Consider the following 13,005-nt stretch of genomic DNA (forward strand, 5'->3'; position numbering starts at 1 on the left):
GTCAGGCCCCCGTGAACGGGTTCGGACCCAGCCAGATGTGCAGCGCCGAGATCACCGCGAAGACCACCACCGAAATCGCCAGCAACATCAGGTCGCCCCGGGCATTGCCCTTGGGCCGCACCCATTTCGGCTCGGCCCGGTTGATCAGCACGATTTCGGCAACCGCCCAGAGCCCGAGCCCGCCGAACAGCACCAGCGACGGCACATCGCCGTTGACCAGCAGGTGCGCCACGGCCCAGAGGATCACCGAGGTCAGCATCGGATGCCGCAGCCAGCCGCGGACATGGCTCTTGGAATGCGAGGCGCCGAACAGGATCACCGCCAGGACCATCAGCGTGTTGTTGGCATGGCGCGCCCAGCCACCCAGCTGCCACAGATAGTCCGGGTCGGCCATGCGATAGCCGATCACCATCAGCACGATGGCCAGCAGCGAGGCCGCGGCGACCATGCCCTTGGCCGCATCGCCCATGCCGCGCCGCACATTCGGCACCAGCCGCTTGAAGACATGCGCCCCCGACCAGAGCGCTACCCCGATGACAATCCAGATCATGCCGTTCTCCCTGCAATGGCGTCGGCCTTGGCCAGCAAGGCCCGCGCCGTAACGATATGCAGATTTTCGACGATACGACCATCCACCACGGCAATCCCCTGGCCCTTTGCCTCGGCCTCGGTCCAGGCGGCGATCTGGCGGCGGGCCAGGTCGATCTCGGCCTCGGTCGGGGCAAAGACCCGGTTGGCGATGGCCAGCTGCGCCGGATGGATCAGGGTCTTGCCGTCAAAACCCAGGTCGCGGCCCTGCTGGCATTCGGCCTCCAGCCCGTCCTCGTCCAGATAGGCGTTGAACACCCCGTCCAGGCAGATCAGCCCGGCGCCGCGCGCCGCCATCAGGCAGGTCTGCAGGGCCAGCATCAGCGGCAGCCGGTCGGCGCGGTGCCGACAGCCCAGATCCTTGGCCAGGTCATTGGTGCCCAGCACCATGCCCGCCAGCCCGGGCGCTGCCGCAATCGCATAGGCATTGGCAATGGCGACGGGGCTTTCCATCATCGCCCAGACCGGGACGCCAGGCAGCGCCTTGCGGACCGCGGCGATGTCGTCCGGATGCCCGACCTTGGGCAGCAGGACGCCGTCGAACTCCAGCCCCTTCAGCGCCGCCAGATCCTCGGCGCCCCAGGCGGTATCCAGCCCGTTGACCCGGACAATCCGGGCGCGCGGCCCATAGCCGCCGGTCCTGAGCGCCGAGCAGAGCATCTCCCGGGCCGAAGCCTTCTCGCCCACCGCGACGGCGTCTTCCAGATCGAAGAGGATCGCGTCGCAGTCGAGCCCGCGCGCCTTGTCCAGCGCCCGCTCCTTGCCGCCGGGAATGTAGAGCGCCGAGCGCCAGGGTCGTTGGTCGGGCTGCATGATTCTTCCCTCTCGCAACATTCTGTCGCTTTCGACCACATTCGCGCAGCTTTCCGCAAGAGCAGATTTCTGCATCGCGGCAAAACGCCCGACAGCGCCGATCCTTCCGGGTGCGGATGCCCGCGGGCTCGCCCCCCGCCCCATATGTCAGGCGTGAATCGCCCCGTCACCGCAGGCCAGGGCCGCCTCGCGCACCGCTTCGGAATAGGTCGGGTGGGCGTGGCAGGTCAGCGCCACATCCTCGGCCGCGGCACCGAATTCCATCGACACGCAGATCTCGTGGATCAGGTCGCCGGCCCCCGGACCGATGATGTGGCAGCCCAGGATCCGGTCGGTCTCCTTGTCGGCCAGCATCTTGACGAAGCCATCGCCCTGGAACACCGCCTTGGCACGGGCATTGCCCATGAAGGGGAACTTGCCGACCTTGTAGGCCCTGCCCTCGGCCTTCAGCGCCTCTTCCGTGGCGCCCACCGTGGCAACCTCGGGTGTGGTGTAGATCACGCCGGGGATCACGCCATAGTTCACATGCCCATGCTTGCCGGCAATGACCTCGGCCACCGCCATGCCCTCGTCCTCGGCCTTGTGGGCCAGCATCGGACCTTCGATCACATCGCCGATCGCATAGATGCCCGGCACATTGGTCTTCCACTGCGCATCGGTGGCGATCTGGCCGCGCTTGGTGCGTTCGACGCCCAACGCCTCCAGCCCCAACCCATCGACATAGGGCCGCCGTCCGGTGGCAAGCAGCACGCAATCGGCATCCATGCCGCCTTCCGAGTCGTCCTTGTTCAGCTTCCAGGTCAGCTTGGCCTTGTTGCGCGACACCTTGGCGCCCTGCACTGTGGCCCCCATGACGAATTTCAGCCCCTGCTTTTCCAGGGTGCGCTTCAGCGCCTTCTGCAGATCGCCGTCCATGCCGGGGGTGATCGTGTCGAGATATTCGATCACCGTCACCTCGGACCCCAGCCGCGCATAGACCGAGCCCAGTTCCAGCCCGATCACCCCGGCGCCGATCACCGCCAGGGTCTTGGGAACCTTGGCCAGTTCCAGCGCCCCGGTCGAGGTCACGATCACCTTCTCGTCAACCTCCACGCCCTTCAGCGGCGAGGCCTCGGATCCCGAGGCGATCAGGATGGCCTTGGCCCCATGCACCTCGTCTCCGACCTTGACCTTGCCGGCCTCGGGGATCGAGCCCCAGCCCTTGAGCCAGGTCACCTTGTTCTTCTTGAACAGGAATTCGATGCCCTTGGTGTTCTGCGCCACGGTCTCGGCCCGGTAGCTCTGCATCTGCGGCCAGTCGACCGAGGGACTCTTGCCCTTGAGACCCATCTTGGCAAAGTTGTGCTCGGCCTCATGCAGCATGTGGCTGGCATGGAGCAGCGCCTTGGACGGGATGCAGCCGACGTTCAGACAGGTGCCGCCCAGGGTCTCGCGGCCCTCGACGCAGGCAACCTTGAGGCCCAGCTGTGCCGCCCTGATCGCGGCAACATAACCGCCGGGGCCGGCGCCAATGACGATAAGGTCGAAGTCGGACATCTTGGGTCTCCGTTATTGCCGCAGGCGTGGGCAGATGGGCCCCGGCCCCGCGTGAGTGTCTCTATCAGATCGCGTCCCCCGGCGGCACCCTCGCCGGATCGACGCGGAAATGCCAACCGGGCGGTTCATGCCGGCTCGATCCGGTCGCCGGGCCGGATGTCTCCGCCCTCGATGATCCGGCAGTTCAGCCCCGAGCGGTGGATCAGCGGCTCATAGACCTTCTTGCCGGTCACCAGTTCCAGCAGCCGGCAGGGAACATTCAGCCGCCCGCCTTCCAGAACCACCGAGCCGACCCGGAACCGGCGCCCGACCAGATGGTTGAGCGGCACGCCCTCGGTCGTCAGGTTGCGCCGGTGCTCGTCCGGGGAGAGGTCGATGTCATGGTCGCGTTTCAGGGCGGCGAGCGACTCGGATTCGATCAGCGTCACCTCGCGGATATCCGGGATGCTGGAATATGTCCCGGTCCCCAGCACATAGCGGTCGCCCTCGATCCCCTGCCCGGCCAGCAGCCGCGCGCTCTCCTGCCGCCGCATCGGCGCACGCGCCTCTGTGGTGGTGTGGATCGCAAGCAAGCTGCCGTGCCACATAACCCTGCCTCCTGCCCCGGACCTACCGATGTCCCTAGAGGTCCATCAGCAGACGGCGCGGGTCTTCCAGCGCCTCTTTCACCCGGACAAGGAAGGTCACGGCGCCCTTGCCGTCGACGATCCGGTGATCGTAGCTCAGCGCCAGATACATCATCGGGCGGATCACGATCTCGCCGCCGACCACGACCGGGCGATCCTGGATCTTGTGCATCCCCAGAATGCCCGACTGCGGCGGGTTCAGGATAGGAGAGGACATCAGCGAGCCGTAGACGCCGCCGTTCGAGATGGTGAAGGTCCCGCCCTGCATCTCGGCCATCGACAGCTTGCCTTCGCGCGCCTTGGCGCCCATCTCGGCGATTGCCTTCTCGATCTCGGCAAAGGACATCGCGTCGGCATTGCGGATCACCGGCACCACGAGCCCCGTCGGCGTGCCCGCCGCGATCCCCATATGGACGAAGTTCTTGTAGACCACATCGGTGCCGTCGATCTCGGCGTTGACCTCCGGCACCTCGTGCAGAGCATGGACGCAGGCCTTGGTGAAGAACGACATGAAGCCCAGCTTGACGCCGTGTTTCTTCTCGAACATCACCTTGTATTCGTTACGCAATTCCATGATCGCCGACATGTCCACCTCGTTATAGGTGGTCAGCATCGCGGCGGTGTTCTGGGCGTCCTTCAGGCGCCGCGCGATGGTCTGGCGCAGCCGGGTCATCTTGACCCGCTCCTCGCGCGCGGCATCGTCGGCGCTGACCGGACCGCGCGGCGGGGCCGGCGGCGGCGCGGCAGTCGCGGCGGCTGCGGGGGCGGACACCGCCTTGGCCACATCCTCCTTCATCACCCGACCGTCCTTGCCGGTGCCGGTCACGGCATCCTTGGACAGCCCGGCCTCGGCCATCGCCTTCTTGGCCGAGGGCGCATCCTCGGGGTCGCGGGCCTTGCCCGAGGCTTCGGCAGGTGCCGGCGCGGGGGCTTCGGGCTCGGCGGCCTTCGCCGCAGGCTTGGCGGGCGCGGCGGCGGCGCCCTCGGCGATCGTCGCCAGCAGCGCATTCGCCCCCACCGTCTCGCCCTCGGCAGTGATGATCTCCGACAGGGTCCCGGCGGCCGGCGCGGCCACCTCGACCGTCACCTTGTCGGTCTCCAGCTCGCACAGCATCTCGTCCATCGCCACGGCATCGCCGGGCTTCTTGAACCAGGTGGCAACGGTCGCCTCGGAGACGCTTTCGCCCAGGGGCGGCACGCGGACTTCGGTGGACATGACTACTTCCCTTCGATCTTCAGCGCGTCATTGATCAGCGCGGTTTGCTGGGCCTTGTGCTGCGAAACGAGGCCGGTGGCAGGCGAGGCCGATGCATGGCGTCCGGCATAGGTGGGTCGGCCGTGCTTGGCGCCGATCCGGCCCAGAACCCATTCGATGTTCGGCTCGATGAAGTTCCAGGCGCCCTGGTTCTTGGGCTCTTCCTGGCACCAGACCATCTCGGCCTGCTTGAAGCGTTCCAGTTCCTTGACCAGCGACAGGGCCGGGAACGGGTAGAACTGTTCGACCCGGAGCAGGTAGATATCGTCGATCCCGGCGGCATCGCGGGCTTCCAGCAGGTCGTAGTAGACCTTGCCCGAGCACATGACCACGCGCCTGATCTTCGAGTCCGGCACCAGCTTGGTGTCGGAATGCCCTTTCTGCGCATCGTCCCAGAGAACCCGGTGGAAGGACGAGCCGGTGGTGAAATCCTCGGCATCCGAGACGCACATCTTGTGCCGCAACAGCGACTTGGGCGTCATCAGCACCAGCGGCTTGCGGTAGCTGCGATGCAGCTGCCGGCGCAGGATGTGGAAGTAGTTCGCCGGGGTCGAGCAGTTGGCGACGATCCAGTTGTCCTCGGCGCACATCTGCAGGAACCGCTCCAGCCGGGCGCTGGAATGCTCCGGCCCCTGGCCTTCGTAGCCATGCGGCAACAGGCAGACGAGGCCCGACATCCGCAGCCATTTGCGTTCGCCCGAGGAAATGAACTGGTCGAACATGATCTGGGCGCCATTGGCGAAATCGCCGAACTGCGCTTCCCACAGCGTCAGGGCGTTCGGTTCGGCCAGCGAATAGCCGTATTCGAAGCCCAGCACCGCATATTCCGACAGCATCGAGTCGATCGCCTCGAACCGGGCCTGGCCGGGCCGGATATGGTTGAGGCTGAAGTAGCGCTCGTCATTGGTCTGGTCGATCAGCGCCGAATGCCGGTGCGAGAAGGTGCCCGAGATCGAATCCTGCCCCGACAGCCGCACCGGATAGCCCTCGGTCAGCAGGCTGCCGAAGGCCAGCGCCTCGGCCGTCGCCCAGTCGAAGTTCTTGCCGGTCCTGAACATCTCGGCCTTGTTGTCGAGCATCTTCTCGACGGTCCGGTGCAGGGTGAATCCCGGCGGCTTGGCGACCAGCGCGGCACCGACCTCCTTCAGCAGCTTCTTCGGAATCGCGGTCTCGCCGCGGTCGTATTCCTTGCCCTCGCGGTCGAGATGCGACCACTTGCCGTCCAGCCAGTCGGCCTTGTTCGGCTTGTATTCCTTCCCGGCCTCGAACTCTTCGTTCAGCTTCGCCTGGAAGGCCGCCTTCATGTCCTCGATCTCGCCTTCCGGGATCAGCCCGTCGGCCACAAGGCGTTCGGTATAAAGCTGCAGCGTCGATTTCTGCTTCTTGATGTGCGAATACATCACCGGGTTGGTGAACATCGGCTCGATGCCTTCGTTATGGCCGAAGCGGCGATAACAGAAGATGTCGATGACCACGTCCTTGTGGAATTTCTGGCGGAACTCGGTCGCCACCTTGGCGGCATGGACCACCGCTTCCGGGTCGTCGCCGTTGACGTGGAAGATCGGCGCCTCGACCATCAGGGCGATGTCCGTCGGATAGGGCGAGGAGCGCGAGAAGGCCGGCGCCGTGGTAAAGCCGATCTGGTTGTTGACGACGACATGGATCGTGCCGCCGGTGCGGTGCCCGGTCAGGCCCGAGAGACCGAAACACTCGGCGATGATCCCCTGCCCGGCAAAGGCGGCGTCGCCGTGCAGCAGGATCGGCAGCACCTTGGTCCGGTCGGTATCGTTCAACTGGTATTGCTTGGCCCGCGCCTTGCCCAGAACCACCGGGTTCACCGCTTCCAGGTGGCTCGGGTTGGCGGTCAGGCTGAGGTGGACGGTGTTGCCGTCGAAGGTCCGGTCCGAGGAGGCGCCGAGGTGATACTTCACGTCGCCCGAGCCTTCCACGTCCTCGGGCTTGAAACTGCCGCCCTGGAATTCGTTGAAGATCGCCCGGTAGGGCTTCATCATCACGTTGGTCAGCACGTTCAGGCGGCCGCGGTGCGGCATCCCGAAGACGATTTCCTTCACCCCCAGGGCGCCGCCGCGCTTGATGATCTGCTCCAGCGCCGGGATCAGGCTTTCGCCGCCGTCCAGGCCGAAACGCTTGATCCCCATGTATTTGACATGCAGGAACTTCTCGTAGCCCTCGGCCTCGACCAGCTTGTTCAGGATCGCCTTGCGGCCTTCCCGGGTGAACTGGATTTCCTTGCCGTAGCCCTCGATCCGCTCCTTCAGCCAGCCGGCCTGCTCCGGGTCCGAGATATGCATGTACTGCAGCGCAAAGGTGCCGCAATAGGTGCGTTTCACGATCTCGACGATCTGCCGCATCGTGGCATGTTCCAGGCCCAGGACCTTGTCGATGAAGATCGGCCGGTCCATGTCGGCCTCGGTGAAGCCGTAGCTCTTCGGATCCAGCTCGGGATGGTCGGTGCGGTTGAGCATCCCCAGCGGGTCGAGATCGGCGGCCAGATGGCCCCGGATCCGATAGGCGCGGATCAGCATCAGCGCCCGGATGCTGTCCAGCACCGCGCGGCGGACCTGATCCTCGGTGACGGCAATCCCGGCTTCGGCGGCCTTGGCCTTGATCTTCTCGCCCTGCGCGGCCGGCTCGGCCCATTGCCCGTCCAGCGCCGCGGTCAGCTCGTCATGCGGTGCCGGCGGCCAGTCGTCCCGCGCCCAGGACGGCCCGGCGGCCTCGGCCTTGGCATCCAGCTCGGACTCGCCCATCTGCCGGAAGAACTCGGCCCATGCACCATCGACCGAAGTCGGGTCCTCTGCGTAGCGGGCCTGAAGCTGTTCGAGATATTCGGCGTTGTGTCCCTGCAGAAAGGACGAAGCGCGGAATTGGTCGTTCGGGGATTGCTCGGTCATGGGTGTTTCCTGACGTTGCGGCTGTTGCGCGGATTGGGTTGCGTGACGGGCGGTTCGGGCGGGGCGGCGGCGTCGAAGGAATAGCTGACGATGATCGACTGGGCGCCCAGAAGCGGCGGTTCGGGCGTGAAGGGCGGCGCGATCACGATCCAGTCGTAATGCAGCGCCCGATAGCCCGGCAGGTCGGGGTTCTCGGAAAAGCCGCCGAACGAGCCATGGAGGGGCCGGGCGTGATCCGGCTGGCGGGCCTTCGGCTGGGCCATGGCCTCGGCCACGGCGGGAAGATCGGTGCCGGTCATGTAGCAGTTGACCAAGCTGTCTCCGGCAGAAGCTTCATAGAACGTCAATCCGGCCGAGAGACCCTCGTGGACCATCACCAACAGCCAGTCGTCGCCCATCTCGGCCCGTTGATGCGCCTTCTCGATGAAATGGCGGTAGTCCTCGGGCGTATCCAACCGCGGCAGCATCTGGACCATGGACTGGACCTCGCCCAACGCACGCAGCGCCCGCGTCCGCCCGGCGCCCTGCGCCTCGGCCCAGCCCGCCATCTCGAAGGCGGCGCGGAAACCCTCGACATCGGGACTGGCGGCCAGACAGGGCGCCGCGATGCCCGAGGCGTCATAGGCGGGACCGGCCAGCGCCGGGGTGGCCAGGCCCAGGCACAAGGCGGCTGCCAGCGCCGGCGGAACCGGCACTGCCCAGGACTCGCCCAAGACCGGACCCGCGCGCATCACCTTACCCGATCGCTTTCAGGACGGCCTCGCCCAGGCCCGCCGGGCTGTCGGCCACCACGATGCCGGCGCTCTTCATCGCCTCGATCTTCGATTCCGCATCGCCCTTGCCGCCCGAGACGATCGCCCCGGCATGGCCCATCCGGCGGCCCGGAGGCGCGGTGCGCCCGGCAATGAAGCCTGCGACCGGCTTCTTGCGGCCCTTCTTCGCCTGTTCCTTCAGGAACTCGGCGGCTTCCTCCTCGGCCGAACCGCCGATCTCGCCGATCATGATGATCGACTGGGTTTCGTCGTCGTCCAGGAACATGTCGAGAATGTCGATATGCTCGGTGCCCTTGATCGGGTCGCCGCCGATGCCGATGGCCGAGGACTGTCCCAGCCCGACATCCGTGGTCTGCTTGACCGCCTCATAGGTCAGCGTGCCCGAACGCGAGACCACGCCCACCGTGCCGCGCTTGAAGATGCTGCCCGGCATGATGCCGATCTTGCAGGCATCCGGGGTCATCACGCCGGGGCAGTTCGGCCCGATCAGCCGCGTGGCCGAACCGTCCAGCGCCCGCTTGACCTTCATCATGTCCAGCACCGGGATGCCCTCGGTGATGCAGACCACCAGCGGCACCTCGGCGTCGATCGCTTCCAGGATCGAATCCGCGGCGAAGGGCGGCGGCACGTAGATCACGCTGGCATTGGCACCGGTCTCGGCCACCGCCTCGTGCACCGAGTTGTAGACCGGCAGGTCCAGATGCGTCGTGCCGCCCTTTCCCGGAGTGACCCCGCCGACCATCTTGGTGCCGTAGGCAATCGCCTGTTCGGTGTGGAACGTGCCCTGGCTTCCGGTCAGGCCCTGGCAGATCACCTTGGTGGTTTCGTCAACGAGTATCGCCATCTTGTGGCTCCTTGGTCAGTGGTGGCGCCGGGGCGCGGCGGCGGAAAGGGACCACGGGGCCTCGGTCGGCCCCCTGGATGCGAAGAACTGCGCCGGTCGCCCCGGGGCAGGTAGGGTCTGTGTCGCGCAGATCAATGGCCCGGCCGCCACGGTGGCGGCGACCCCCCGTGCCGCGCGATGCTGCGCGGCGGGACCGGGAACGGGCTGGGTGATTGCGGACTGGGTCATCTTGTCGGGCCGCTCAATGCGGCGTTTCCTCCTGCGGGCCGCAGCGCACCGGGTATTTCGACGCCATGTGCTGGAACGTCTCGCCCGGCAGGTCCTGACAGCGGCCACGTCCCACTTCGGGGGCGACCTGGGGCCCGACCGTCAGCGGCACGCAGCCGCCCAGGGCCAGGGTCAGCCCGATCATCCATCCCGCAAGTTTCATGGTCCCAACTCCTCTTGTGCGCCCGGGCCCCCGGGTCACTCGGCCTCGACCAGCAGAGCCGCCCCGGCGACGGGGCCGAACTCGAAACGCCTGGCGACAAAGACATTCGACAGCCTGTTGTTCAGCATCCCGGAATAGAGCACCGTCACCTCCCTGGTCGGCGGGGTCAGCTTGCTGGCGCCGGGCATCTGCCGGAGCAGAGCATCGACCAGTTGCCCGGCCTTACGGGTGCTCAGCTTGTGCTCCATGACGACGCAGCGCAGCCCGGTCTCGGCACTGCCCTTGGTGCCCGCCACGGTCTTGCCATCCGGCGAAAGGAACATCTGCATCCCGCCCATGTCGCCCTGGCTGACGAAGCCGGCGGCGGCAAATCCGCTGGCGATGGTCGCGGGGGTCGGGAAACCCGTGGCGCAGGCAGACAGCGCCGCGCGGGTGTCGGAGGGACCGGCAACAGCGGCCGAAGCCAGACCAGCCGCCAGCGCCAGGACGGCACCGAAACCTGCATGGCTGGCCTTGAACATCATGCTCTCCTGCCTGGCATGGGATCGTCCATCTCGCGCCCCCTCGCCCGCGCGCCCCGTTCAGCCCTTGACCGCCTTGACGATCTTCTCGGCCCCGTCCTTCAGGTCGTCGGCGGCGATCACGTTCAGCCCGGAGCCGGCGATGATCTCCTTGCCCTTCTCGACATTGGTGCCTTCCAGCCGCACGACCAGCGGCACCTGCAGGCCGACTTCCTTGACCGCGGCGATGATGCCCTCGGCAATGATGTCGCAGCGCATGATGCCGCCGAAGATGTTCACCAGAATGCCCTTCACATGCGGGTCCGAGGTGATGATCTTGAACGCCTCGGTCACCTTCTCGGTGGTGGCGCCGCCGCCGACATCGAGGAAGTTGGCGGGCGAGGCACCGTAGAGCTTGATGATGTCCATCGTCGCCATCGCCAGGCCGGCGCCGTTGACCATGCAGCCGATCTCGCCGTCCAGCGCGATGTAGTTCAGGTCGAATTTCGAGGCGGCCAGTTCCTTGGGGTCCTCCTCGGTCTCGTCACGCAGGCTCAGGATGTCGGCATGGCGATACATCGCGTTGCCGTCGAACCCCATCTTGGCGTCGAGGCATTTCAGATTGCCGTCCTTCATCACCACCAGCGGGTTGATCTCGAGCATCTCCATGTCCTTGTCCACGAAGAGCTTGTAGAGCGTCCGGATCAGCGCCACGCATTGCTTGACCTGCGGCCCCTTCAGCCCCAGGGCGAAGGCCACCCGGCGGCCGTGGAAATCCGACAGGCCGGTCGCCGGATCGACCGAGAAGGACAGGATCTTCTCGGGCGTCGAATGTGCGACCTCCTCGATGTCCATGCCGCCTTCGGTCGAAGCCACAAAGGCGATGCGCGAGGTAGCGCGATCGACCAGCACGGCGAGATAGAGCTCGCGCTCGATGTCGGAACCATCCTCGATATAGATCCGGTTGACCTGCTTGCCCGCCGGGCCGGTCTGCTTGGTGACCAGGGTGCGGCCCAGCATCTTGCGGGCCTCGTTGGCGGCTTCCTCGACGCTGTGGGCCAGCCTGACGCCGCCCTTGTCGCCGGCGGCAGCCTCCTTGAACGTGCCCTTGCCGCGGCCCCCGGCGTGGATTTGCGCCTTGACCACCCAGAGCGGCCCGTCCAGTTCACCGGCGGCGGTCTTGGCATCCTCGGCCTTCAGCACCGCACGGCCGTCCGAGACCGGAGCGCCATAGGATTTCAGCAAAGCCTTGGCCTGATATTCGTGGATATTCATCGCAAGTGCCTGCCTTTCGAAACGGTCCGGTTTCCCGCGTCATGCCAAAGCGGCCCGTCAAAATACAGGGATTTTCGATGTTAGCGCATTGAACCGCGGCAAAAAGAGGATTTTGTGATCACGGCATTCCGGGCCGTGATCACAAGCACCCGTTCCCGAAACGACTCAGTTGAACAGCACCGCGAAAAGCATTCCCCGACCCTGCATCAGACGGTCGAAGCTGCGCCAGCTGCGGCTGCTGATCCGCTCGCCGGTCTCGGCATAGGGCAGCGCCCCGATGCCCTGCACCCAGGCGAACAGATCGACCGGGCGCGGGTCCTCGAACATCCTGCGCAGGTTCAGCCCGGCGCCCTCGCCCAGCCGCCAGTAGGGCAGAAGCAGTTCACCCTTCAGCAGCCGGTCGGCGTCGTCCAGCACCTTCAGCCATTCCTCGCCGGCATTCGGCGGCATTTCCAGGCCCAGGGCCGAATGCTGGCGGGCATTGGGGATCCACTCCATTGCATCGTCGGTCTCGGCCGCGGCCAACCGCCAGAAATCGTGATTGGCCCGCACAACCTCCTCGAACCGCTGCAGCGCCCTTGCCGCGTGGTCGCGGTCGGGCTGCTGCGCCAGCGCGCGCTGGACCGCCACCGCACTGTCGACGAAACGGCCGAAATTCATGTCCATCGCGTTGAGCATCGGCTGGCCGTCATTGACCGCCGCCAGACCCTGATTGGCCGCCATCACATCGGCAATCGCCCGGGTCGGGTCATAGGCCAGCACCAGCTCGCCCACGCCTTCGATCAGCGCGGCATAGGCGCTCAGCCAGCGGCTGTCGGCGACATCGAAGCGGATGGTGATCTGCTCCAGCCCGCCGGAGTCGAAGCCGGTCCGGGCAAACAGCGCCATGCCCAGCACCTCGTGGAACTCCTCGCCGGCGCCGCGCCGGCCATCGCCGTCGATGTCGAACCACAGATCCGCCGGCCGCAGTTCCAGCCCGAAATCCGAGTCCTCCGGGATCGCCGCCAACTGGGCCCGCGCCGCCGCCATTTCCGCGATCAGCCCGCCAAAGATGTCGCGCACCAGATCGGCACGGAACGGTTGCGGGGCCGGGTTCTCGGGCACCGTCAGGCGCAGCACCGGGATCATGTTCATCTCGGGGCTGAAGGCATGGTCGTAGCGCGCCTGAAGCGCCGCCTCGACCCCGCCCAGAAACCGCAGCCCGGCCAGGGCAAAGCGCTCGGCATCATCCGGCGCCGGCAAGGCGGCCAGCCGGTCGCGGGTCGCGGTGATGCCGGTCTCGCCGATCTCGGCCGAGATCCCCTCGGCGGCAAGGGGCGAGGCGAGCATGTGGGTGGAGAGCAGAACCAGGCCGAACAGGCCCGACAGAAAGGGTCGCATTTGAAACTCCTTGGCAAATGTGCGCAGCCTAGGGCCGCCTCGGACAGTCCGGCAAATCCTCCGTCACGTC

12 protein-coding genes are annotated in these 13,005 nt (G+C 66.3%); all 12 read right to left on the bottom strand.

Features of this window, described 5'->3' with window-relative positions; all coding sequences use genetic code 11:
• Position 1: 1 nt before the first annotated feature.
• The 12 genes from NUW50_RS07045 to NUW50_RS07100 all read right to left on the bottom strand — a co-directional run bounded on the left by NUW50_RS07045 (position 2) and on the right by NUW50_RS07100 (position 12,935).
• Positions 2 to 550 (bottom strand): NnrU family protein, encoded by a 549-nt coding sequence (locus tag NUW50_RS07045; RefSeq protein ID WP_258288394.1) that lies wholly within the window; start codon positions 548 to 550, stop codon positions 2 to 4.
• Entirely contained in the window at positions 547 to 1,401 is an 855-nt protein-coding gene (locus tag NUW50_RS07050) for an HpcH/HpaI aldolase/citrate lyase family protein (RefSeq protein ID WP_258288395.1), read from the bottom strand. The genes NUW50_RS07045 and NUW50_RS07050 overlap by 4 nt, the downstream gene beginning before the upstream one ends.
• A 147-nt stretch (positions 1,402 to 1,548) precedes the next feature.
• On the bottom strand, positions 1,549 to 2,937 hold the full coding sequence (gene lpdA / locus NUW50_RS07055; protein WP_258288396.1) for a dihydrolipoyl dehydrogenase: 1,389 nt from the start codon (positions 2,935 to 2,937) through the stop codon (positions 1,549 to 1,551).
• Positions 2,938 to 3,062: 125 nt separating this feature from the next.
• Positions 3,063 to 3,524, bottom strand: a complete 462-nt coding sequence (locus NUW50_RS07060; protein ID WP_258288397.1) for an MOSC domain-containing protein — start codon at positions 3,522 to 3,524, stop codon at positions 3,063 to 3,065.
• 34 nt (positions 3,525 to 3,558) lie between these two features.
• Positions 3,559 to 4,779 (bottom strand): 2-oxoglutarate dehydrogenase complex dihydrolipoyllysine-residue succinyltransferase, encoded by a 1,221-nt coding sequence (gene odhB, locus NUW50_RS07065; RefSeq protein WP_258288398.1) that lies wholly within the window; start codon positions 4,777 to 4,779, stop codon positions 3,559 to 3,561.
• Between the two features lie 2 nt (positions 4,780 to 4,781).
• Positions 4,782 to 7,733 (bottom strand): 2-oxoglutarate dehydrogenase E1 component, encoded by a 2,952-nt coding sequence (locus tag NUW50_RS07070; RefSeq protein ID WP_258288399.1) that lies wholly within the window; start codon positions 7,731 to 7,733, stop codon positions 4,782 to 4,784.
• Positions 7,730 to 8,464 (bottom strand): hypothetical protein, encoded by a 735-nt coding sequence (locus tag NUW50_RS07075; RefSeq protein ID WP_258288400.1) that lies wholly within the window; start codon positions 8,462 to 8,464, stop codon positions 7,730 to 7,732. The genes NUW50_RS07070 and NUW50_RS07075 overlap by 4 nt, the downstream gene beginning before the upstream one ends.
• A 4-nt stretch (positions 8,465 to 8,468) precedes the next feature.
• Entirely contained in the window at positions 8,469 to 9,350 is an 882-nt protein-coding gene (gene sucD, locus NUW50_RS07080) for a succinate--CoA ligase subunit alpha (RefSeq protein ID WP_258288401.1), read from the bottom strand.
• A gap of 241 nt (positions 9,351 to 9,591) precedes the next feature.
• Positions 9,592 to 9,780, bottom strand: coding sequence for a hypothetical protein (locus NUW50_RS07085; RefSeq protein ID WP_258288402.1), 189 nt, complete (start codon positions 9,778 to 9,780; stop codon positions 9,592 to 9,594).
• A gap of 35 nt (positions 9,781 to 9,815) precedes the next feature.
• Entirely contained in the window at positions 9,816 to 10,301 is a 486-nt protein-coding gene (locus NUW50_RS07090; RefSeq protein ID WP_258288403.1) for a hypothetical protein, read from the bottom strand.
• A gap of 60 nt (positions 10,302 to 10,361) precedes the next feature.
• The gene (gene sucC / locus NUW50_RS07095) at positions 10,362 to 11,555 is read right to left on the bottom strand and encodes an ADP-forming succinate--CoA ligase subunit beta (RefSeq protein ID WP_258288404.1); all 1,194 of its coding nucleotides are present in this window, start codon (positions 11,553 to 11,555) and stop codon (positions 10,362 to 10,364) included.
• Positions 11,556 to 11,720: 165 nt separating this feature from the next.
• Positions 11,721 to 12,935, bottom strand: a complete 1,215-nt coding sequence (locus NUW50_RS07100) for a hypothetical protein (protein WP_258288405.1) — start codon at positions 12,933 to 12,935, stop codon at positions 11,721 to 11,723.
• Positions 12,936 to 13,005: the final 70 nt, after the last annotated feature.

The organism is Frigidibacter sp. ROC022 (assembly GCF_024723735.1).
Taxonomy (GTDB): Bacteria; Pseudomonadota; Alphaproteobacteria; order Rhodobacterales; family Rhodobacteraceae; genus SLM-1.